Origin of the sequence: Cohnella nanjingensis, from assembly GCF_014212125.1 — a bacterium.
In the GTDB taxonomy this organism is placed as follows: domain Bacteria; phylum Bacillota; class Bacilli; order Paenibacillales; family Paenibacillaceae; genus Cohnella; species Cohnella nanjingensis.
The window spans coordinates 52099-75951 of sequence record NZ_JACJVP010000001.1 but is presented as its reverse complement, the minus strand read 5'-3'; the positions used below and the strand labels follow the sequence as shown (position 1 = coordinate 75951).

Below are 23853 nucleotides of genomic sequence, written 5' to 3'. Positions count from 1 at the left end.
GAACGGCACAGGACAGATGCCCGCGCCGCTCCTCTCTTTCTATTAGCTTAGTTATGATTCTTCGCGACCCATGCGTCCATCTCTTGGATGGCCTGGTCGATCGTCGACTTCTTGAAGAACATCTTCTGCATCGCTTGCGTGAACGGCGTTCCCCAGTCGATGGTCGTCTTCGCGAGGTACAGCTGCGAATCGTACATCTCGCCCTTGTCGAAGTACGGCTTCAGATCGTTGACCGCCGGTGCGATGTTCGTGTCCGTCCCCTTGACGTAGCTAAGCGTATTAATGTTCTTCACGACCAGGTCTCCGCCTTCCTTGCTCGCCAGGAAGGTCAGGAACTTCTCGGCGGCTTCCTTGTGCGAGGACTTGCTGCTGATGGCGAGCGAGGCGTCCGGATTGAACTCCAGCTTGTTCAGGCTCTCGTCGTTGCTGAACGGATACGGGAAGTAGCCCATGTTGTCGTACAGCTCCGGGTTTTTCTTCTGAATGTCCGCGAGCGGCCACGTTCCCATGTACATCATGCCGACGTCGCCCTTGGCGAACAGATCGACGGCGCCGTTGTAGTCCACGCCCAGCTGGTCCTTGTTGCCCAAGTCGAACAGCTGCTGCGCGTGCTCGAGCATCACTTTGGTCGCGGGATTGTCCGCGAACTTGGCGGAACCGGTCTCCAGCTTCTCGAAGAAGTCGGGCTGGTTGAAGACGAGGGCGGAATTGCTCGGCATATCGCGTGTGAGCCACATGCTGAGCGTCCAAGGATCCTTCCAGCCGAGGGCGAACGGCGTCTTGCCGGCTTCCTTGATCTTCTGCGCGGCGGCGATCATCGCGTCGTACGTGCGCGGAATCTGGATGCCGAGGTCGCCGAACATCTTCTTGTTGTAGAACACCGCGATCGGATTCGCGTTCAACGGCAAGATGAAGTTTTTGCCGTCCGTCGATTGGGCCTTCAGCACGCTCTCGTCGAAGTCGGCCAGGAAGGGCTTGCCCGTCAGCTCCTCCAGATAACCGCCGTCCGAGAACAGCTTCGTCTGGGCGCCGGCGTTCAGCGTGAACACGTCCACGACGTCGCCTCCCGCCAGCTTGGTCTTGAGCAGCGTGTAGTAATCGTCGTACTTGACGGGTTGAACGTCGACCTTGATGTTCGGATTCTCGCTCTCGAACTGTTCGACGATCTTGGCCACTCCGTCGGTGAAGTCGCTCTTGAAGTGCATGAAGGTGATCGTGACCGGCTTGCCGTTGTCAGCGGAAGCGGAAGGCGATGCGGAAGCGCTGCCGCTGGCCGACGGCGTATTCTGGGCTTCATCGTTGCCGTTCCCGCTGCCGCAAGCGGCCAAGGACAGCGTGAGCAGCGCCGCGCCGACGCCAAGGCTTACTGTCTTTTTCATTTTGTATCCCCTCTTCTTCGATAGAGTCGGAGCGAAGTGCTTGCTCTGTCCCTCATCTTACCTAGCGAGGGAACGATGCGTAATCCAATAATTTGGGGGACGTTTGTTCATATTTTTGTTCGAAACCCGCCGATGCGGGCCGTTCAGGACCGGTCCAGCGACTCGCGGTACTCGGAGGGGGTATGACCGGTGAACTTCTTGAACACTTGGCTGAAATACCGCTGGTTCTCGTAGCCGACCAGCTCGGCGACGTCGCCGATTTTCCGTTCCGGGGAACGGAGCAGCTCGCAGGCCTTCTCCATTCGTTTGCGCGTGACGTATTCGATGAAGTTCTCGTCCGTGACGGACTTGAACAGCTTGCTGAGGTAACTCGGATCCATGTAGTAACGGGTGGCGATATCGATCAGGCTGACGTCTTCGAAGTAATGCCCGTCCAAATACTGCACGATGTCCCGGATCGTACGCTCTGACTCCGGTTCGTCCCGGCGGTTCGACGCGAATTCTTCTGCGGCCGAGGCCAGCCGGTCCAGATAGCTGCCCAGCGCGCGCGCCTCCATGACGGTGCCGATCGATCTGGGTTCGAACAACGATTCGTGCCGGGGATCGACGCCCGGCATCTCGGACGCGGCCAGCTCCGCCATTCGAGACAGCTCCCGGTGTACATCGCGTATCGTCGCTTCCGGGCGGTCTCCGAGCTTGCGGACGAATTCATCGAGCATCCAGCGAACGTCCTTGGCGTTGCCGGCGCCGAACGCCTGGGACAGCCGCTTCAGATCGAACGACGCCATCAGCTCGATCGGGGCGGCGCGGTCGGGCTCGGCCGCACAGACGGACAACCCCGTATAGGCGAACTTGCAGCCGCCCAGCGCCGAGATTGCCGCTTGGTATGCGTCCGGCAGCTCCTCTAATCCGGCGAAAGCGGGGCTCAGTCCGACCGCGACGTCTCCGCCCAGCGTCTGATGGACGGCTTGGTGGAAGGCGCCGAGCGCTTCCCCCGCGCGCAGGTCCGGATAAGCCGAACCCGGCAGAATCAGGCACAGCCTTGAACGATCGTCCGTCTTGTACAGGAGCGCTCCTCCGTCCTGCAGCACCTCGCCCAAGACGTTCTCCAGCCCGAACATGTACAAGTCCGCATTGCCGTGGAACTTCAATCGCGCGATCTCCTGGAACTGGCGAATCTGGCAGACGGCCACCCGGTACCCGTCTGCTTCCAGCGGAATCCCGAGCTCTCTCGCCTGCCGCCGAATATCCGCGGCGTTCGCGATTCGCCGTCCCGCGACGTGCTGCAGGAACACCTCGGTCCTCAGCTTCAGGATGTCCCGGGAGGACTGCTTCTCGAGCTGCCGGTTCGAATGGTCTCGCACGGCCTGGATCGCCTTGCCGAGCGCTTCGCGAAGCTCCGGCATCGAGACCGGCTTCAGCGCGTACTCGCAGGCTTGGTACGTCAAAGCCGCCTTCAAATATTCGAATTGCGAGTACCCGCTGATGACGACGACCTTGATCTCTTCGAAGTCCCGGTGCAGCCGTTCCAGGAACTGCTGGCCGTTCATGATCGGCATGTTCATGTCGGTGACGACGATGTGGGGCTTGTTCATCCGGATGAGGCCGATCGCCTCTTCCCCGTTTTTCGCCTCCGCGACGACTTCGGCGTCCAGATCCAATTCCTCGATCATCTTGACGATGGCTTTGCGTCCCGGCGCCTCGTCGTCGACGACCATAATTCTATACATGATCTTCTCCTCGTTTCTCGTAGGGAATTCGGATTCGGATCGTGGTCCCCTGACCCGGCTCGCTCTCGATCGCCAGTCCGTACGGTTCGCCGTAGACGAGGCGAATCCGCTCGTGCACGTTCTTGAGACCGATCGAGACCCCCGAGAAGATCTCGAGCGAGCGCTGGTTCAGCCCTTGCCGAATGGCGGCCAGCTTGTCCGCAGCGATGCCCGGTCCGTTGTCGCTCAATACGATGACCGCCGACTGGTCTTCCCGGTAGGCCGTCGCCCGGATGACCAGCGCTTCTCCGCCGTTCCGCTCCAGAGCGTGCACGATGACGTTCTCCACGATCGGCTGAAGAACGAAGCGGATGATCGCCGCGTCCCTGAATTCGGCGGGGACGTCGAACTCCGTGGTGAGCGATTCCTCGAACCGCAACTGCTGTATATATAGGTAGTTATTGACATGGACGAGCTCCATGCCGATGGTCGACGCCGTATTGCCTTCATAGAAACTGTAGCGGAACATGTCGGCGAGCGCCCGGCACATCTCGTGAATCTCGTAATCGCCGATCAGGACGGCCTTGCCCCCGATCGTCTGGAGCGTATTGTAGAGAAAGTGCGGATTGATCTGCATCTGGAGCGCGAGGATCTGCGCTTCCTTGTTCCGCAGCTGCGTCTGGTATTCGAGCTCGATCAGCTCCCGGATCTTGTCGGTCATGAAGTTGAAGTTCCTCATCAGCTCGGAGAGATCGTCGCGGTAGCGCTTGGGCTTCAGCGTCGCGTGGAAGTTGCCCGCGCGCACGGCCTTCATCGCGTGGCCGAGCAATTGGATCGGCTTCGTGATGTATCGCTGCACCAGGTAAGAGCACAGGATCACGACGAGCATGACGAACAAGATCGCGCCGACGATCAGGTTGAGCGTGTTCTGACGGTTCTGCGCCAGCTCGGAAGCGGGATACAGAATCGTAAGGCCGACATTGGCATTGTCCAGCGCGGCGGTACTGACGAGCAGGTCCTTGGCTCCCGTGAACTTCATCTGGCGCGCGGGCTCCGCCGGCGGCGTCTCCGGCCGGCGATACGGCGACTCCGCCTCCTTGTACGTGCCGTTCGTCCGATAGAACGTCTCTCCGTACGCGTTCTGCAGTACGATGACGTTCGGCGCCCGGTTCACGGCTTCGATCTTCTTGGCCAGCTCTTTCTGCCGGACGAAGAAGACCATCGTGCCGAACTTTTTCCGATAGAAAGGGTCGTAGATCGTAATGGCGTAGGCGAACAGGTCTTCGTTGATGACCGGTTCGCGGTACGAGAACATGAGCGAATGCTGGAACGGCAGATCGAGCAGCTCCGGGAAGTGCGGGGTGTCCGGCCCGAGACGGATGGCGCCGTAGCTGGACGCCCGCGACCAGGAATCCTTCAGCTCATTGTTCTCGCCGTAGATCATGATCTTGATGATGTCTTTGTTCTTGTTGACGACGAGCGAGTAATAATTCACCAGCGCGTCTCTGAGGTTGAGAACTTCGGCGTTGTTGTAGTCCGCGCCGTGCTCCATCAGACTGATAATCCGGGAGAAGCCGGAACCGTAGATCTGCAGCGCGGAAGCCGAGAAATTGCGGAAATAATCGTCCATGTCGCTGTACAAATAATCGGCGTTCTGCTCGGAGCTGCGAACCAGCGTCTGCTCCAGCGAACGCGTGCTGGACCGATAGAACAGAAACGACAGGATCAGCATCGGGATGAGCGAGATGACGGCGCTGCTCCAGACGATCTTGGTGCGGATACTCCGATTCACGAACAACCACTTGAACATGTTGGTCTCGCTCCCGTCGTCGGTTGCTGGAATGCCTGGCCATATCGGATCGCCGTTAGGCTAATGTACTGGCAGCCGTTGCGCGACCAATATATTAGCAGTTCGCTAGGGCAAACACAATTCAACGAATGGTGTTGCGGATGTTCAATTTTTTGCGCGAAACGCGCTTTCGATTCGGGTTGGCTTGCCTTCGGCGGGGATTTAGCGGGCAGGCGAGGCAGACGGGAGTACCTTCGTCGACCCCAAAACCGAAAAAACGACTTTTCCGAATGCGGAAAAGTCGTTTCTGCCGGCGGTCGATGCCCGCTCCGATATTCGGTTATTCGCGGTCGGCCAAGTACCCCGCCGTGAACTGATCGGTGATCAGCACGTTCGCGTATTTGCCGCGCAGCGCGCCGTAGATGCCGTCTACCTTCTTGGCGCCGCCGGCCACCAGGATGGACCATTCCTTGCGCTTCAGTTCGTCCAAGTCGATCCCGATCGTCCTTTGGTTGAGCGCCTCTGCGACGATATTCCCTTCGACGTCGATAAACCGCGAGCAGATATCGCCGGCGCCCCGATTGTGGATGATCTCGAGATCCGCCTCGGTAAAGTAATTCGCTTTGATCAGGACGGAGTCTTCCGTGGGGGCGCCGACCGTCACGATCGCGACGTTCGAGCGTTTGCCCAGCTCCAGAATGTTGCGAATATGCCGGTCCGATTCGACCGCTTGTTTCACGACCGGGTGGTCGACGATCGCCGGCAGCGGTATGAAGTACGGCGTCGTATGGAAGGCTTTGCCGAACAAATGAACGATCTCGTGCGCGTAGGTGCTCGTCTCCGAATGGCTGATGCCGCCGTTCAACTGAACAACCTTTACATCCTTCAGCAGCTTGCCCGGCAGGTTGACGGCGACTTCGTACAACGTCGTCCCCCAGGTCATGGCGAGGATGTCGCCTTCCTTGACCGTCTGACTCAGATAGTCGGCGGCAGCGATGCCCAAATATTTTTTGACGATGACGTCTTCGTACTGGGGGACGGAGGCGACGATCGCCTTCTTCAGGCCGAACTTCCGTTCGAGCTGCGCCGCCAGCGCCCCGTTGTTCTCGTTCGGATCCAGAATCTTGATCTGCACGTAGCCTTCGTCCTTGGCTTGCTGGAGGAAGCGGGACACCGTCGGGCGGGAGATGCCGAACTTGTCCGCGATCTCCTGCTGGCTATGGTCCAGATGATAGTACAGCTTGGCAATGTCGATCATTCGGCTCAGTTTGTCGTCGGTTCGCTCTTCGGACATGGTTCCTTCACTCTTCCCTTGGCACATTCGTCATCCGGATCAACGAAGCGGCGTGATGCTCTGATATCCGCTTCATTATACCTAGGATTTGGAAATGGGGCAATTGCCTTAGGCCAGCCAATTATTTGACCGTGAAGGTCCCCCGGTAACCGCCGCCGTCCAATTCGAACGCGTAGATGCCCGGTTGAGGGTGGTTAAGGAGAAAGCTGTTATCGCCTTGCTTCAGCGGCGCTTCGATATCCAAACTCTTGCAGATCAGCTTCCGGCCGGCATCCGAGGCCCGATCGACGCGGATCACGACTTTCGCCATGGCGCCGGTCGCGAATTCGCTGTTCTTCGGGCTGAAGCCCGTCGCGCCCAGTTCGATCGTGGCGGACTGAAGGTTGTTGTCTTCGTCGAGGACGGCTTGCTGCAGCTGCGGCTGGCCAAACTGTCCGACGGCGATGCGGTCTTGCCCAAGCAACAGAGCGGCCGCCGCGGCGATCACGACCGCCGCGTACAGCATCGTCGGCGCGGTCGACGGCTTCGCCGCCGGTCCGGACGCTTTTTTGCCTTTCGCGCCGGCCGCGCCCTTCCCCGCGCGCCAATCGATTGCCTTCTGCAGCAGGAACAAGAGGAGGATCGCAACGATATCCGCCGCGAAGGTCACCTGGCCATTGGCGAAGATCGTCATCCCTCCGGCGACCGCCGCGATCGCCCCTAAGCATCCGTTGAGTGCCGCCCGGACCGCAGCCGGCCGGCCGAACGCCCGGCCTCCGGCGGCGCCGACCAGGCACGCAAAAATCAAAGCGGCCGCCAACGCCGGATAGAGACGGTATTCGAAAGCTTGCACGGCGACCACGCCGAAGGCCGCGGCGGATACGAACGCCAGCGCATGGAGCGCCGTCAGGCCGAACGCCTCGCTCAATTGCATCCTGCGTTTGTTCAGGTTCAACAGAAGGTATGCCGTCGCCAACGCGAGAATAGCCAAGCTGCTTAGATTAAGAATCATGATTGACCCTCCGTCTTGGTTTCGGATTTGTGCGCTTTAGATTTTCGATGCGAAGTTCCAATCGGGATACACGTACGGCACGCCCGGCGCCTTGGCCGGTTGGACGGAATCGACATCGATCCGGATCACTTTGCGTTCCTGGAAAGACGTCTCGTCGATGGTGCCGCTCACGGTAATCCAAGCGTCGTTGGCATACCGGGCGGCGTCGGCGGATTCCGCGATGATGCCGTAAGGAGAGACGTCCGCGATGCAATGGGTCATCGCCATCCGGCCGACGATGAATTGCGTCGCGGCCAGACCGGATTCGCGGTAGACGAATCCGGTGATGCGGATTCGCTTGCCATGGAAATTGTCGACGAACATGTTCATCGCCTGCAGCTTCTCGATGAACCATTCGTCCTTCATCTCGATCTCGTCCTGACGGTAGAGGAGAACGCCCAGCTTCGCGTAATCTTTGTTGTACACGCTCGTCTTGAACAGCCGCTTGACGTCGGGATCGGCCTCGCCCTCCAGCTCCACCAGATCCCCGGGAGCGCCGCCGCCTTTCCAGCCCGCGCCGCCTAGATTCATTCCTTTGTTCTGGGCCAGCGTTCCGGCCAGCGCCGAATTCGGCACGATCGCGCCGAGCAGCAGCGGCAGCAAGAATAGACCGTAAATGAACGCCAGCTTGCCGATGGATCGCGGCAGCTCGTGGCTGTGTCCGTCAAGTCCGTGTCCATGGTCGTGTTCATGGCTGTGATCATGGTCGTGTTCATGGCTGTGATCATGACCGTGTTCGAGGACGCGATCATGATCGTGCTCGTGATCGTGGTCATGACCGCAATCGCACAGCACCGCGGGACGGCGGAGCGAGACGACCGCGATATAGGCTTGGAATGCTGCGAGCAGCGACAAGCCGGCCGCGGCGAATTCGACGTAGATCAACAGATGCGGCGCGATGTACAGCAGCATGTCGCCCGTAGCAAGCAGTCGCAGGATCAAGATGAGGAAGCCGAGCAGAATGCCCGCCCTCAGCCCGTGATGCGCCGATTCCGCGTTCCAATGGATCTTCATGCCCTCAGCCCCCTCCCCGCATCCAAACGCCCAGCAACCAGGCGCCCGCATAGACGAGGACGAACGCCAGGGAAGCGAGCACCAGGACGAATCTTGTCTTGAACACGGCCAGCATCATGAGCAGGCTCTTCAGGTTCAGCATCGGCCCGAACACCATAAACGCCACGAGCGAACCGGCGGAGAACGTCGTCAGGAAAGATTGGGCGACAAACGCGTCCGAGGTCGAGCAGAGCGACAAGATGAAGCCAAGCCCCATCATGAGCAGCATGGAGCCGCCCTCTCCGTGCCCCAGCGCGACGAGCTGGCCCTGAGGCACATAAGCTTGCAGCAAGCCGACGACGATCGCTCCGAAGATCAGATATTTGCCCATCTCGAAAAATTCCGCGACCGCGTGGCCCATCATATCCGAGAGCTTGGCGAGTTTTGAAGGCGCCTTTCGCCGGGCGCCGCGGTCGTTCGCGCCGGCCGGGTCCGAGCCGCGCTTCCGCTCCGAAATGGCGTTGCGGCCGTGCCCCGTCTCTCTTAGGGCGTCCTTGCCGGCGAAGCGATAGATGACGAGGCCGGCGACCAGCGCCACCGCCAACGCCAGCCCCATCCGCGCGTAGGCGATCTCCGGCCGGGCGCGGAACGCCGTGAGCGTCGACCAGAATACGATCGGGTTCAGGATAGGCCCCGCCAGGATGAAGGTCGACGCCGCATGCAGCGGCATCCCCTTCCGGATCAGCCCCCGGATCGCCGGGACCATTCCGCATTCGCAGATCGGGAAGAGAATCCCCAGCGCGCCGGCGGCGAGAATGCCTAATACCGGATGCCTCGGAATCATGCCGCGGATGAGCCTTTCGGAGACGAATACCTGCAGGGCGGCCGAGATCAGGACGCCGATCAGGATGAACGGCATGGCCTCGAGAATGACGCTGATGAACATCGTTTTGAAGATTTGCAGCTTGGGGTCGTTCAGCGCGTCGCCTGGCGCATGGCTGGACAAAAAGTACAGTACGCAAACGACGGCGAGCCCCAGCGCGACGAACAGATTGGCATGAGACCGGCGCGGCCCGGTCCGAACGGCAGCTTGCCGCATGTGAAGCTCCTCCTCGGTGTCGGATGCCATTAGGCTAGAAATAGACGTTCGAACAGCCAAGCGCCGCCGAGAAGGAGCGCCGCGCCGGACCCTGCGACGACGAACCGGCGGGCATGCCTGTAGCGATGCAGCCAGTAGAGCAGCGGGATGAGGACGCCGACGATGGCGAGCTGAACCGTCTCGATCCCGAGATTGAAGCTGGTCAAGTCGACCACGAGCTGACTGCGCGGGATCTCCATCCCCTTGAGGATGTCGGCGAAGCCCATCCCGTGAATCAAGCCGAAGGCGAAGGTCAACACCCATCGGTAGGAGACGTTAGGACGCAAAATATTGTCCAGCGCCACGTAGCAGATGCTGAGCGCGATCGCGGGCTCTACGAATCGCGGCGATACGTCGATGACGCCCAGCACGGTCAGCGTCAGCGTCAAGCTGTGCGCCAGCGTGAATGCCGTGATCATCGCCGCGTATTGCTTGAAAGTCTGACGGGCGATGAGCAGCGAGAACAGGAACAGCAGATGATCGTAACCGCCCAGAATATGATGAATCCCGAGCTTGAAGAAGGATAGCCACCCAGACAGGGCGTCCGAGGACGTCGAGGAGCCGTCGGCCGAAGGCTCGTCCAAACCGGCCGAAGCAACCGGGCCGGCTGCCGGGTTCGCATCCTCCGGCAGGCTCGCATAGTCGGCATCCGTCAGCTGCATCACCCACAAGCGTTCCTTGCCGGACAATGCGGAAGTGCTGGTCTGCGCCCCGTATTGGATCGTGAGCAGGTCGACGTAATTCGTCTGCGGATCGTTCCGGTAGAGGTCGTCGCGCAGCGAGACGGATTGGAACGCCGCCGCCTGCGGATAGATGGCCTTCAGAACGACTTTGGACGCATCCCCCTCTCTCACCAAGTCGAAGCGCTCGAGCGAGATCCAAGGTCGCGTCTCCCCGCCTACTTGGAAGACAATATGCTGTTGAATGAGATCGGCCAGCTTGTCCTTAATGGCATTAAATTCATCGGCATCCAACATGTGATCGCCGTTCGCGTCTCCGCCCGCCAACTCGATCGCGGACAATTCGTCCAGAGCGTACGTCATGACCGACTGCGTCTTGGTCAGCGTAAGCGTATTGTAAGCGGCGCTATAGGCGTGGGCGCTGGCCGAACGGTTGAAGGGAAGCAAGACGAACGCCAAGACGGCCGCGAGAAGGAAACAACTGCGGAACGAAAGCCGAAAGGGCTGGGCCATAACGAACCTCCATGTCTTCGAATCGGATGGATAAAAGCCAAGAGGGATGCCATTCGCCGAATGGCATCCTCTTCGCATTAGGTGAAGCTAGTGATGTGCGATTAGCGGAGCAGGTTGTAGATCACTTGCGCAGCCTCCGCCCGGTTCGTCACGCCCTTCGGCGCGAACAAGTCTCCGGAACGTCCTTTGACCAGTTGGAGCGAAGACGCGGCCCGGACGTAATCAACCGCCCAAGGCGCTACTTGATTCATGTCTTTGAACGGCGTTCCGGCTGCGGCCGGGAGCTTCTGGCCCGTCAGCTTCTCGTACGCCTTGGCTGTCATGACGACCATCTCCTCGCGGGTGATCGAGCCGTTCGGATCGAACGCCGATGCGCTCTTGCCGGTCGCGATGCCCGCCTCGTAGACGGCCGCGACCGCTTTGGCGTACCAAGCGTTCGGGGAGACGTCCGCGAACGGCGCCGGCGAAGACGCGTTCAGCTTGAGCGCGCCGGCCAGCAGCGAAGCGAATTCCGCACGGGTGACCAGCTTGCCGGGTTCGAACTTCGATCCCCCCGTGCCGTTCACGATCAGCTTGGCGGCCAGCTGCTGAATGATGCCGGCAGCCCAGTGAGTCGCCGGAACGTCAGTGAACGTCTTGCTCAGTTGAAGAACCGCGTACTTGCTGAAATGATGGATCTGCGCGACGAATTCGCCATTCTCGTATTTCCCTCCGATGAACTCGAGCGCGCCGTCGTCGGCGATGTAGTAGATCCCCGCCAGCTTCGGATCGATCCCCTTCTCCGCCTTCAACCGGATCGTGATCGGCTGATCGAATCGGGTCAGCTTCTCCGTCTTGCCGTTCGCCGAAGCGAGCGACAAGCCGAGATCGTAGATCTTCCCGAAGGATCGAACATCCGCATGCGTCGCTTTGCCGCTCATGGCCACCAGACGAAGCGTCTCTTCTTGGCCCAACGGAACCATCTTGAGCGAGATCGTGCCCGTCTTCAGCTCCTCGGCCGTAAAGGACCGGGCCAGTTGCTTCAATAAGGAGGAAGACATTTGCACGGCCACGCCGACAGCGTTCACGTCAAGCTTGCCGTTCGCCAGCAGCTCTCCGGCGTTGGCCGGCAACTTCACTTCGGTCGTGCCTGCCGGCACGTTCACGGTCGCCGTTCCGCCGAGGGCGGCCTTCAATTGATCGGCCGTTACGACATAGGTCCCCTGTGCCGGAGGCGTCGGTGTTGGCGTCGGCACCGGTGTCGGCGTCGGTGTCGGCGTCGGTGTCGGTGTCGGTGTCGGCGTCGGTGTCGGCGTCGGCGTCGGTGTCGGTGTCGGTGTTGGTGTCGGTGTCGGCGACGGATCCGGACTCGGTTCCGTCGTCATCGCCGGCACGATCACCGGAATCTCCGCCGTGTCCGCATGCGAACCGTCCGACAGTCGGGTCACGACGAGCACCAGCCCTACGGAGATCGTCGCGCTCGGCGGCACGATCGATCCATCCAAGCCGATGACCGAAGGATCGCCGGACGTCTTGATCGCAACCGCGAAGCCTTCAGGTACGCCCGGCAGCTCGAGTTTGACCGCGTCTTTCGCAGGCGACGGAATGCTTGTGATGCCGGCCGCCACGATCGCCGGAGTAAGCACGATCAGCTTCGCCGGCACGGTCACTTCCAGCTCCCGCGTGTCCGCCGTCGTCTCGTCCGAGAGCTTCGTAACGGTCAGCACGAGCTTCACGGCCGTCTCTGCTGCGGGAGGCACGATTGTGCCGTCCGCGGCGATGACCGTCGGTTCGCTGGTCGAATGAATCTTCACCGCGAACCCGGCAGGCACGCTCGGCAGTTCCAGCTGCGTCGCGTTGACGGCTGGCTGCGCGATGTTGGCGATCGAAGCTGCCACTTCCGCCGCGGTCGAGTCGGCAACGACGGTCAATTCCTTCGTATCTCTCACCCGGATGCGGTCGCCCTCGGCGTACTTCCCGGACAATCCGACCGCTTCGAGCCGATCTCCGACTTTCAGGGTCGGGATCGGACCGCTCTGCTTCGCGATGAAGCCGTCCACGAACACCAGCACGTCCCCGGATCCGTCGTTCAGGATGATCGAGTCCGCATCCGGCAAGGCGGTAACCGTACCCGTCACCTTTACCAAACGTCCTTGATAGACATCGGATACCGAGTCCTTCGTGCTGACGCGCGACGGATCGACAGGATCGCCTGCGCCGATCCAGACGACGCTGTTCGCGAATTTATCGAACTCGAGCTCCGTGTTGTTCTCGAACACTTTGATGTGTCCGTACACACGGACGGTATCCCCGAGCTTCAGAGTGCCTTCCGGAACATCGTTGAACGCCATGATGCCGCCCGTCTCGTCCTGCACGTAGGCGGCGTCGAAGAATACGCCGGCCGCCGTCGTCACCTTGCCTTGAATGACGACTTCGGTTCCTTCCTGCAGCTTGCGCGCCTCTCCGATCGGCGTGACGGGCTTCTCCATGCGGGAGAGCCACGTCATCGCGTTCAGGGCCAATTCGTTGTTGCCCTTCTCGTTGAAGCTCTCGTCCATCTGCCTGTCGTTGAAGACGTTCATGCCGGAGACGATGATCCGTCCGCCTCCGCTCAGCGTCTCGGAAGCGATCGCCGGGATAGCCGAGCCCCCGGTCAGACCGGCCGGCGCAGGCGACGTGACGACGTTATACTTCATCGTATCCGCCTTGATCTGGCCGCCCGCGATCTGGAACGTCGATTCGTTGCCGCGCGCCAGGATCGTGACGCTGCCGCTGTCCGTCAAGGCGACTTTGCCGCTCGAGCCGTCGTTCTTCGCCAAGCTCGATCCGCTGTAATATTCGAGCGTCGACGCGAAGTCCGTCAGCTTGTTGCCGACCGGCGTCGGGTGGAGCCGTACCGAATAGTTGGAGGTGAGCGGCGTGCTCCAGAAGTTCCCTTCCTTCGTCTCGTCCGCGATCCCGTCATTGTTGACGAGAATGGTAGAGCCGATCGCCGACAGGATCGGATTCAGATTCTGGTTGGAGCTACTGCCGAAGTTGCTCTTCTCCGAGAACCAGACCGCTCCGCCTCCGTCGACGAACTTCTTGATCGCCGCAATCTCGTCCGTGCCGTAAGCCGATGCCGGGTGCGAGATATAGAGAACGCTGACGTTCTGGAGCGCGGCATCCGTGAGAGCCGGAGCGTTCTCCAGGACGGTATAGCCCTGCTGCCTCATCAAGGTCGTAAACGCCTTTAGGTTGTCTTTGTACGTGCCCGCGTCCTTGGTCGTGTTCTCGTTGTTCTTCGAAGCGTCGATCAGGATCGTCTTGCCCAAGGGAGCTTTGACGGAGACGCTCTGCCGATACTTGTAGTCGCCCAGATCCTGATCGGCGGTCAACGCGACGATGATCGTGCGGTTGCCCACGGCCGGAGCGGACCAGACCACGCTCGACGTCGCCGATTGGCCGACCTTGAGAGAGGCGATATCCGCCTCGCCGATCGGGTGGCTCAAGTCGTCGTAGTAGAATTTGGCCTTGATATTCGTCACGTCGACGGTTCCCATGTTCGAGAGTCCCGCTTGGAGCGTCGCCGGAACGCCGCCGATGACCGCGCCTTCCGCGATTGTGACATTGCTGACTTTGACCGATACCGGCACTTCCGGCGACCAGAACGGCGCCGAGTAGATGCGGTCCCCGTCGGCTTGCGTGATCCGGACGACGAACCATTGCTGTCCGCCCATCACCGTAGCGGAAGGCGTCCAGTGGAGAGACGTCGTCTTGCCGGACGGCACGTACGAATCGACGACCGTGCCGCCGTTGGTGATCAGCTCCGCCTTCAGGATGTTGTCGTCGGTGGCCGTCTTCAGATAGCTGTAGTGCGGATCGCTCTTCTCTTCCCAGACGTCGTCGCTCAAGTGGATGTCGAAGTTCAGCGTCTTGGAATCGACCGTCGAGCCCATATACCAGCCGTTGGCCGTCGCGTCCAACTTGGCGTTCGGGTCCTCGGTGAAGTATACGCGCATCTTCCGCATCGCATCGAGCAGCGATTCCTGGCTGAGATCCTTGGCGACGATGACCGTGCGGTCCTTCGTCTGTCCCCAAGTGGCGTCATGGTTGTCCTCGCCGTAAGTCGGCGCGATATGCCATCCCAGATCCAGCGCGTTGAAAAACTTGTCTTGAACGTTGACGTAAGAGTACTTGCCCGAACCGTTGCCGACCTCGAGCATCGTGAACAGCTTGTCCACGTTTTTGTCGTACGGAATAAAGTTGTCGAACGCGTTGGCCGACATTCCCGGGTGGTTGAATTGCGCGACGATATTGTCGTAAGTCAGCACCCAGGCATAGTAGCTCTTGAGATCCTGATACTTGCCGCCATCCTGCTTGCGGTCGATGAAGTTGTCCGTTCCGAATACGTTGGAGTGACCCCACGTCGTGGACGTCATCTCGAACGCCGGGAACACGACGAAGTCGCCGTTCTTCGTGTACTGCTTGGCCAATTCCTTGGTCAGCTGCCAGTCGGAACCGCCCGTCCGCTCCGGCATTCCCTTGTGCTGCACGGTGTCCGTGCCGACCAGCGAAGCGTCGATGTCATGGGAGTGGTCGGAGAAAGCGAACCAGTCGTATCCGTAATATTTGGCCGCCTTCAGCGCGTCTTCCGGAGCGCCGGCGGCGTCGTGCGAGATGTTCGTATGGTTGTGCGTCGTCCCGTAATAATGGGTGCCGCCCGTGAATCGCTCGGCCACCTTGAAACTCCATGTCTTGGTCGACGCGTTCCCGAGCAGGTCCCGGGTCGTGATCGTAACCGTATGCGATCCGACGCTAAGATCGTTTGCCGTCGTCAGCGTCAGCTTGACGGACGTGTCCGTAATCGTCGCCAGGGACGTATAATCCGCGGCGTCGATCCGGATGCTCATAGCGGCCGTGTCGATGCCGTTCGGATCCTCGTAATCGGCGGAGATGACCGGATGCTGCGTCTCGACCTCGTCGTTCTCGGCCGGAAGGACGTTCGAGATGACCGGACCGTCCGTGTCCTCCACGACGTCGATCGCGATCGGCGCCGCGTCGGATCCTACGCGCAGCGTATCGCCGCTCCCGACCGCTTCCATGTAGTATTGCAGTTTGCCGGACGGTAAGCTCGACTTCGGAATGATGCCGTTATAGTTCAGCTTATCGGCGGAAAGCATAGAGACAGGCGTATAGGTCGCATCGCCGGTTCCCTTGTAATACAGCGTGACGGTGTCCGCGTACTTCGCGGTCGCCTTGAAGACGACATCCGTGCCGATGTAGGCTTTCGTTAACGGCGTATGGTTCAGCTGCAGTTGCCCGCGAATATCGTTGGCGTTTCGGGGCAGCAGGTAATAGCCGCTCGTATAAGGCGCCGCCCCTTTGGACTGGCCGACGATGCCCGTGAAGGTGTACGTCTCGCCCAGGACGATCGCGCCGCCTGCTACGTCGATACCGGAGGAGCCGAGCACCCGAACGATCGCCGTTTGGTTCGATTCGTCCGTGACCGTGAGGCTGTAATCCGGCCCGCTCGCGGGAATATTGGACACCTTCGCCTTGAAGACAACCAGCTTGCCTTCGAGCGGCTCGGCCGTCGCATAGCTGCCCAGCTTGTCCAGCGTGACCGCGGTCGCAGCCGGCAGCGCAGCGGCGTCCGTCTCCGCGATGGCCGTAGGCACGAATTGGGTCGTGCCCGCCGTGAAGACGACGCGTCCCGTGATCCGATACGCGTGGTCCTTCACGATCGGCACTGCGGGACTTTGCCCGCCCAGCACGTTCAGGCCGCCCGTCGCGTCCTGGAGGTAGAAGTTCGTCTTCTCCGTGCCAAGCGCCTGGTTGCCGCTCGTAGCCACGCCCTGGATCGTCGCCTGATAGCCGGCGTTCAGCGGTACGCCTCTGGCGTCCTGCTTGCGCAGATCGGCGATCGCGACGACCGCGTTCGGATTAGCCGGCGCGTCGAGGCGCGTATAGAAGCTCTCGTTGTAGACATCCGTATGCGTCAAGTACACGGAGGCGTGCGTGCTCCCTGCGTCCGCGAAGGAGATCGAGAATGAGCCGTCAGCCGCGGCGGTCGTCTGCCCCGCTACCGTCGGTGCGCCTCCGTCTTCGACATAGGCCTTCACGACGGACGAAGCCGGGACTGCGCCCGCCGCCCCCGTCACCGAAGCAACACCGGAGACGTTCGCGTAGGCGATCTTCGACGCGTTCGGCGCCGCCATGTACTTGGAATTGCGAACCAGCACCTCGTTCGGGCTGGCGGTGAGCGCCGGAATGTTCATGACGAAGTCCTTGGACGGATCCTTGGAGAAGAAGCCGTTGCCCAGGCCGAAGGCCGCTCTCGGATCGGACCCGATGCCGGTCTTGCGCAGTACCGTGCCGCTGCCGACGTTCGTGACGAAGTACGGAGCGCCCCAATGGGACGTATCCAGCTTGAACGCGGCCGTGCCGTTGCCGAACGCCACGAGGTCGATCAGATCCGGATCCGCATCGTCGCTGACGGCGCCCGTCTTGTGGGCGATGAAGAGGTGTCCGCCCGCGCTGCCGCTCGGATTCAGCGACGCCGTCTGATCGGCGGATACGGGCAGCTCGGCCCCGACGGTCCCGGTGCTGCTGCTGCTCGCGATCAGGTAATAGCCGTGCGCCTTAATCGTGCCGGACAGCGCCGTGCCGGCCGAGAAGGACGTCACGGTGGCGGAAGCGTAACCGATCGTCCATAGGTTGTTGAAGCTGATATCGCGATCGGTCGTATTGTACAGTTCGAAAAATTTCGTTTTGTAGAAAGCCCCGCTGTTGCCGCCGTTCGGATAGAACTGGCTGATCACCACGTCTCCGGCGCGATAGGAGGACGTATCGGGCAGGCTGACGGTGACTTTGTCGCTCTCCAGCTTCCCGGCTTCCTTCGCGGCTACGTCGACTTGCGGCTTGTCGTTCGGATTGAGCAGATCGAGACCGAACGAGCCGTCCGCCGCCGCCGTCGCGGTTCCGGCAACGGCGCCGTCCACGTACGCGATCACGCTAGCATTTGCCGTCACGGCGCCGGCCGACCCGCTGATTTTCTTCGTGTCGGCGAACGTGATTTTGCCGGCTGCCGGCTTGGCCGATTTGGGAATCGCCACCGTTGCCTTTTCGCTTTCCGCTTTGGTCCCTTCTACGGCCGAGACATACACGGTCGTCAGCTTCGCGGGATTGTCGAGATCATAGCTGAACGAGCCGTAGGTCGCATCGGCGACCGTCGAGCCGGCGGGCGTCTTGCCGTCCAAGGAGAATAGGACGGTTGCCCCCGGCGCGACCGCACCGGCCGCTCCCGTCACGGTCTTGTAATTGTCGCTGAAGGCGATCTTGCCCGCGACCGGCATATCGGTCTTGTCCGGCGCCGGATTGCCCGGCTCCGCGATCGAGGTGCCCATGACGAACACTTCCGCGATGCGGCTCGTCCCGCCCGCAGCCAGAGTACTCCCGCTGGCGGAGACAGTCGAATTGACGAGCCAACGAACATAGACCGTCTGCTTGTCGTTCGCGTCGGCGGACAATTCCGCATTGCTCAGCACGCCGCCGGTCGACCATGAAGCGTTGCCGACCGTGATCGCGCCGTTCGTCGCGTCGGTCCAAGCGGTTCCGTCCAGACTGTATTGGAGCAACAGATCCTTCGGCCCGGTGCCGCTGCTGTAGTGCCTGGAGGACACGCGAATGTTCTGGTAGCCGGTCGTGTCGATCATAGCCGTCCAGTAGGCCGGAGCCGTCGTCCAAGTATTGCCTCCCGCTACCTTGTCTGTCTTAGGCCCGGCTGCGGCTGCGACCAGTTTGGCGCCGACGATCGTGATCTTCGCCGCCGCGTTCCCAGCGTTGGCGCGCGTAGCCGGGATCTCATACGGAGTCGTATCGCTGGTCGTCGCCCCGCTCCAATAGATCAGCTCCTCTTCGCCTGCCGCGCTTGCCCGCTGAATCAGACCCGGCGGGAACATGACGGCGACCAGCATCACGACGGCCATGACGATCGCGTGGAGCTTCTTGTATTTCCGAATGGCTCGCTGCATGGATGAATGCCTCCTATGAATAGTTGTCGCATACTCCTATTTCTAAGTCCCCTGTACAAACTTGTAGGTCTCTCGCATCGGAATCAACTTATCGCTGCGCACCCCTCTGATGTCATTTGTCGATGCTCTACATTTGTTAAATTGCGTTTGAACAAAATTGTAGTCTTGCACAACGGCAACTATAACACGAGATTATTTTGCCATTGTAAACGCGGAAAAGTTATTTTTCGTGCCCCGTCGTTTCGGATTGAGGTCGTTATGGAGGGATAAATGCACAGCGCGGCTTTCATTTTGAAGAGTTGTGAACATTTGTAATTCATGCAATTTATCAAATGACAACTGTGGTAACAAATATATGTCATCGAATTGGCCTTTGTAAAGCAAAGAAACGAGCGAAAAGCGATGGATTTCAATTTTTGTGTAAACTTCATTCACGCGAGGGGGACGCAGAGGGCAACCGGTTAGCGACAATCTATAAATCGCCGCGACATGTCACCTTTCGTTTCATATCCAGCTTATCTCTCCCCTTCCATCCAATCCCTAAGTTACTAGAAACTCATCCTTTCCGATATGCGCAAAAAAACCCGTCGTCCGTCGACGCGGGTTTCTAGGCGCAGTGCTCGCAGCAGTCATTTCTCCTTTTTATTCGACGTTCTCGCTTGCTCCATCAAGAACGCATCTTCTTTCGCTTTGACGATCGACAAATATCCGAACAGATCCCCGATGAGGTTCAAGGTTAAGCCGATCTCGGCTAAATCTATGGAGGATAGTTCGTCAAGTAGCGCGCCGGTTTTCTTTTTGGCCACAGCAACACCCCATAAATTGAGTTAATCCCAACATATGACGCCTTGCCGGAACTTACTTATATACTAGCCCAACCCGGCATAAATGGGCAGTCCTCTCGCGCGGCGCCCCGGGCAACGCCCTCGTCATGTTCGCCTCGATCATTGTCGCTTTTGCGGCATTTCGAACGGCTGCCCCTGCCTTTCTGCAGACGCGCAAAAGCCCGTACAGCCTATTCGCCGTACGGGCTTTTGAAACGGCCTAACGCACCGTCGCCGCTTATCCTTTGGATCCCGAGATTACGATGCCTTGAATGAAGTATTTCTGCGCGAAGAAGAAAATAAGCAGCGGGGGAATGACGGCGACGATTCGAATCCGCCCGAACTGCGCTTGCGACCTGTTCACGAACGATCATTGCCGAACGCAACCGTCTCCTTCCACTAGCGTACTAATGTATAACTTGATGAAGAATGGATGTATTAAGATGGCGACCGTATTCAAGAAAATGGCGTCCCCGAGCTTCCTCTTCTTTGCCTGCGTGATCGTCGTGTCCGCGCTCGTCGGGATCCTCTCCGAGCCTTACTTCACGGAGCCTGTCTTCTATATCGATGGGCACAAATACGCATTGGATCGCGATCAGGGCGCTCTCGTCGCTTACCGCAGCGGGTCGGCCAGCCCCGTTCAAGTGCGCATCGACGGGCCGTCCCGAACCGTTATCATCGACCGACAGGAACATGTCATCGCGAAGAACAGCGATCCTTACAACATCAAGTACAGCGTGACCTATCCGAACGGCCGCCGATACGAAGTCCAGGATCAGTCTCGCCTTCTCCTCAGCTATGACGCGAAGGGCGATCTCTATCTCCCATTCACCGTATCCGTCAACGGTCAGAGCGTGAAGGGCGATGACGAAGAGGCGTATTCCCCCGCCGCACTCGTAACGGCCGCTTATCCGGAATATCATGAGAAGCCGGGCGTTCCCGGCTTCCTGTTCCTTGCCTTGGGCTTATTGATTTACGGCTGGTGCAGTTATCGCTACCGCAAATTCCAAGACGTCACTTTCTGGCTCTCGCTGAAATGGATTTGGGTGGAAGATCCCGAACCGAGCGAATTCTATTACTTCATGTGCAAGGTCGGCGGCATTCTAGTCATGTTTGGCGCGGTCTGGGTCGCCTTCCAAGCCTACTGATCCCTCCCCCTTTCCCTGCCGCATCGCGGCCGTACATCAAAAAGCCCGGTCAGCCTCTCGGCCGACCGGGCTATTCCTCTTTACAACTCCGTTACCCGAACGCCGCGGTAATACGTTCTAGCCGCGCCCCGCGTGCTCACGCCGTACATCCCGTATCCCCAAGTAGCGTCCCGATGCCGCAGCGCTTGTTCGCCGTTGACGGACAGCGTGAGCGTATCGCCTTGGGCGGTGAGCTCGAGCTCGTATTCTTGATCCAACCGCCAAGGGCAGCTGGCTTCCGCGAGCTTCGTATAGCCGAAGTCGTTCAAGTACAGCGCGACCCGGTCCGAACCGTCGAAGCCCGCATGGTAGCCTCGCATAGCTCCTTGCGCGCGAATGGCGACGAGGTGCGAATCCCCGCTCTGCGGATTCAGCTTCACCGAGACGGCATAGTCCTTGGCGAAGTAGTTGCCCGCGTAGGCCTCGCTGGGCTCGGCCGTCATGAGATACATCGCACCGTCCGCCAGGCTCCATGCGCCGTGATTGTGGGCGAACGGCGTCACGCAGCCGAAGTCGGTCGATTGCTTGGCGAAGTCGATCGTATAGTCCGACTTGCCGTAGATGCGGAAGTCGTCGAGGAAGACGCGGCCGAGACTCTTCGGCTTGCGCGTCGAGTACGCTTCCAGCACGATCCCGACTTCGTCGACGAGGTCGCCGCCGGTATCCGGAATCTCGAACTCCACTTGCAGCCATTGCTGATCCACGAGCTTGAGGTAACCCTGGACGAGCTCTTTCCGGCTCTTGGCCAGCCGGACGTACGGCGCGACGCCCATCGTCTCGTTGCCGCTCCATTGGTCGAGATAGATCGCCATGCTCACCTTCTGGCCGGCGTAGGCCCGAGGCGCGAAGGTCGGGGAATACCGTTCGTCGCTGAAGTCGGCCCGCGTATAGAACGGCTTGTAGTAGACTTTGGACATCTCGCCGCGGGTCATGCGGTCGAAGACGATCTCGAGGGAGCCGGTTCCCGAGTGCGCCTTCTCCGCGGAGTGCCGCGCCTGGCAGAAGAACGGATCGGACACCCGAATGTTGTGCGTCGATCCCGGCAGCTCGAAGTCGAAGTAGACTTCGTTCTCCCTGAAGCTGTCCGATAGCGCCGCGGGGCAGGGCTCCTTCGCCAGGCGATAGCCCAGGATCGCCAGCTCCTTCGCATAGGAAGGCAGATCCAGAATGTTGAGGTAGCCGGAGATGCCCGACATGACGATCCCGTCATTGATCGGCCGGCGGTATTTGTCCGCGATCCCCTCCAATCCGGCCGCCACGCCCAGCACCGTGCCGACGTTGCCTGCGTTGCAATCCGTATCCCAGCCGCACATCGTCGCGATCTCGACGGTGCGGTTGAAGTCGCCCTGGCCGTAGATCATGGCGAGCACGCATACGCCCGCATTCGGAATGATGTGGCACACGCCTTTGTACTTGTCGTAGCCCCAGTCCCGCTCCAGCATCTCGCGGCAAGCCCGGAAGTCGTCCGGATGCTCGGCGTGGAACGCCAATACCGCTCTCGCGACCCGCGCGTATAGCGAATCTGCCGGGATCTGGGCCAACGCCGCGTCCAGAATAACGCGAATGTCCGAGGTTTCGAACGCCCGGGCGATCGCCGCGCAGAAGAAGCGGGCGCCCAGCACGCCTTCCCCGTCGTGCGAGACGCGCGCGGCCGCTTCCCCGAAGTCGGCCGCCTTCGCCGGATTGCCGGGATTCACGAGTCCCCACGTGTCGATGAAGATCTGTCCGCCGATCTGCTCGGCGATGACCCGCCCGTTCTGCGCGATCGATCCGGAGCGCGGCGCGGAGATGCCGTTCTTCAAGTTGACGTATGCCGTATGTTCGGTGCTGACGCCGTAGCCGCCCCACCAGAACATGCCGACCCCTTCGCGGGCGTAGTTCAGCCATGCGCGGGCGACGTCGTTTGGAGTGACGTCGCGGTCCGCCGCATCGTCATAGAGCGCGCGCAGGAAGTAATAGGGCCCGTTCGCGTCGTCGTCGGCCGCGAAGTTCTTGAATTCCTTGACGTAGCCGGTAATGTCGCCGTACGTCCGGCGGATGCGCTCGTACGTCCAGATCGTCGGCTCGACCGGCGCGCCAAGGCGAATGCCGATGTTCATGCCCAGATAGCCCGCGTATACCTTTTCCACATAATTGGTTGGAATCATCATGTACACCGCCTTTATAAGATCGGCAGCAGCTGCCGTTGTCTTCGCGCTTGGAATGACAGGTCTTCCTTGAGGATGGCCGCCGCCGCTTCGGCGAATCGGTCCGACTGCGCCGCGAATCCCTGTCGGTTCGCCGCTTCCAATACGGCGATCTCGTCCGCCGGGATCGCCCCGACGCCTTGCATCGCGCCCAGGATGGCGCCGATCATGACCCCGATCGAATCGGAGTCCCGGCCCGAACTGACGCCGTCGCGCACCGCTTCCAGCAAATCCCCTTCGTGCAGGACGATATACGCGAGCGCCATCGGCAGTTCTTCGATCGAGAACAACCGGCTCGGCGTATAGTGGTTCGAGGGAATTCCGAGCTTGTCTGCGCTCCGGTTCACGTCGTTGCCCATCGGCGAGTAAGGCGCGATCGCCGCATGGAAAGCCTCCACGATCCGCTCCCGATCCTGCCGGTCGGCCCGCAAGGCCCAAGCTTGCTCGCAGATGTCCGCAATCGCCCGCTTCGTGCCGTCTTTGGCGAAGCGCAGCGCCGTGCCGACGATATCGTCGACCGTCGCCCCGGGCTCGAATGCTTGGGCGACGCAGCAGGCCAGCACGCCCGCCGCCTCCAGCCCATAGCTGACTTGATGGCCGGACGCGAACAGAATCGCTTCGTCGTAAGCCCCTTTGGGATTGCCGGCGTTCACGACGCCGACGGGAGCGATGTACATGGCCGCGCCGCAGTTGACCATATTGCCGTATCCGCCTTCCCGGGGATCGCAGTTCGCGAGCGCATGGCGGTTGAAGATATGCTTCTCGGGATAGAACAACCGTTCCAGAATGAGCGCCTCCCGGCCGAACTCCGGGATGAAGCGGGGACGGAACGCGATCTCCTTGACGAGCTCGTTCGCCATGTCGTACGCGTCCAGATGGCGCCGCTCGATGCAGTAGACCTGCATCAGCGCGAGCGTCATCAGCGTATCGTCCGTCACGATGCCCTCGCCTCTCACTCTGCCGTACCGGTCGGCTTCCGGCCAATCCGCTTTCCACCACTTCGTCCTCGTCGTCTCGACGCGGCCATACCGCTCCTTGATCTGGGCGTGGGTCATCTTCTCCACGACCGCCCCCATCGCGTCGCCGAAGGCCGTCCCGTAGAGAACGCCGCTCACCCGATCCGCGAATGATATCATG

14 protein-coding genes are annotated in these 23853 nt (G+C 60.4%); 1 reads left to right on the top strand and 13 read right to left on the bottom strand.

Annotation, left to right across the window (positions count from 1 at the left end; genetic code table 11):
• Positions 1–47 precede the first annotated feature (47 nt).
• The 11 genes from H7C19_RS00290 to H7C19_RS35155 form a co-directional block, all read right to left on the bottom strand.
• On the bottom strand, positions 48–1379 hold the full coding sequence (locus H7C19_RS00290; RefSeq protein ID WP_185140562.1) for an ABC transporter substrate-binding protein: 1332 nt from the start codon (positions 1377–1379) through the stop codon (positions 48–50).
• 143 nt (positions 1380–1522) lie between these two features.
• Complete coding sequence (locus H7C19_RS00285; protein WP_185140561.1) at positions 1523–3109, bottom strand: response regulator; 1587 nt, start codon at positions 3107–3109, stop codon at positions 1523–1525.
• Complete coding sequence (locus tag H7C19_RS00280; protein ID WP_185140560.1) at positions 3102–4898, bottom strand: sensor histidine kinase; 1797 nt, start codon at positions 4896–4898, stop codon at positions 3102–3104. Before H7C19_RS00280 ends, H7C19_RS00285 begins: the two co-directional genes overlap by 8 nt.
• 319 nt (positions 4899–5217) lie before the next feature.
• Positions 5218–6171 carry a DNA-binding transcriptional repressor DeoR gene (gene deoR / locus H7C19_RS00275; RefSeq protein ID WP_185140559.1) on the bottom strand — a complete coding sequence of 318 codons (954 nt, stop codon included), beginning with the start codon at positions 6169–6171 and terminating at the stop codon, positions 5218–5220.
• A gap of 121 nt (positions 6172–6292) precedes the next feature.
• Complete coding sequence (locus H7C19_RS00270) at positions 6293–7162, bottom strand: hypothetical protein (RefSeq protein ID WP_185140558.1); 870 nt, start codon at positions 7160–7162, stop codon at positions 6293–6295.
• 36 nt (positions 7163–7198) lie between these two features.
• Entirely contained in the window at positions 7199–8215 is a 1017-nt protein-coding gene (locus H7C19_RS00265) for a TIGR03943 family putative permease subunit (RefSeq protein ID WP_185140557.1), read from the bottom strand.
• 4 nt (positions 8216–8219) lie between these two features.
• Positions 8220–9293: a permease gene (locus tag H7C19_RS00260; protein WP_246469222.1), complete on the bottom strand. Its 1074-nt coding sequence runs from the start codon at positions 9291–9293 to the stop codon at positions 8220–8222.
• 29 nt (positions 9294–9322) lie between these two features.
• Positions 9323–10525: a HupE/UreJ family protein gene (locus H7C19_RS00255; RefSeq protein WP_185140556.1), complete on the bottom strand. Its 1203-nt coding sequence runs from the start codon at positions 10523–10525 to the stop codon at positions 9323–9325.
• A gap of 101 nt (positions 10526–10626) precedes the next feature.
• Positions 10627–18519 carry an S-layer homology domain-containing protein gene (locus tag H7C19_RS00250; RefSeq protein WP_185140555.1) on the bottom strand — a complete coding sequence of 2631 codons (7893 nt, stop codon included), beginning with the start codon at positions 18517–18519 and terminating at the stop codon, positions 10627–10629.
• A 629-nt stretch (positions 18520–19148) separates the two neighbouring features.
• On the bottom strand, positions 19149–19325 hold the full coding sequence (locus tag H7C19_RS00245) for a hypothetical protein (RefSeq protein WP_185140554.1): 177 nt from the start codon (positions 19323–19325) through the stop codon (positions 19149–19151).
• A gap of 256 nt (positions 19326–19581) precedes the next feature.
• Positions 19582–19707, bottom strand: a complete 126-nt coding sequence (locus H7C19_RS35155; protein WP_281384771.1) for a hypothetical protein — start codon at positions 19705–19707, stop codon at positions 19582–19584.
• 79 nt (positions 19708–19786) lie between these two features.
• On the opposite strand from H7C19_RS35155, the gene H7C19_RS00240 reads away from it, so the two are divergent.
• A complete protein-coding gene (locus H7C19_RS00240) occupies positions 19787–20491 on the top strand; it encodes a DUF6199 family natural product biosynthesis protein (protein WP_185140553.1) in 705 nt (234 codons plus the stop codon).
• 80 nt (positions 20492–20571) lie between these two features.
• On the opposite strand, the gene H7C19_RS00235 is transcribed toward H7C19_RS00240, so the two are convergent.
• Together H7C19_RS00235 and H7C19_RS00230 are read right to left on the bottom strand one after the other, a co-directional pair.
• The gene (locus tag H7C19_RS00235) at positions 20572–22677 is read right to left on the bottom strand and encodes an ADP-ribosylglycohydrolase family protein (protein WP_185140552.1); all 2106 of its coding nucleotides are present in this window, start codon (positions 22675–22677) and stop codon (positions 20572–20574) included.
• A gap of 14 nt (positions 22678–22691) precedes the next feature.
• Entirely contained in the window at positions 22692–23852 is a 1161-nt protein-coding gene (locus H7C19_RS00230) for an ADP-ribosylglycohydrolase family protein (protein WP_185140551.1), read from the bottom strand.
• Position 23853 lies beyond the last annotated feature (1 nt).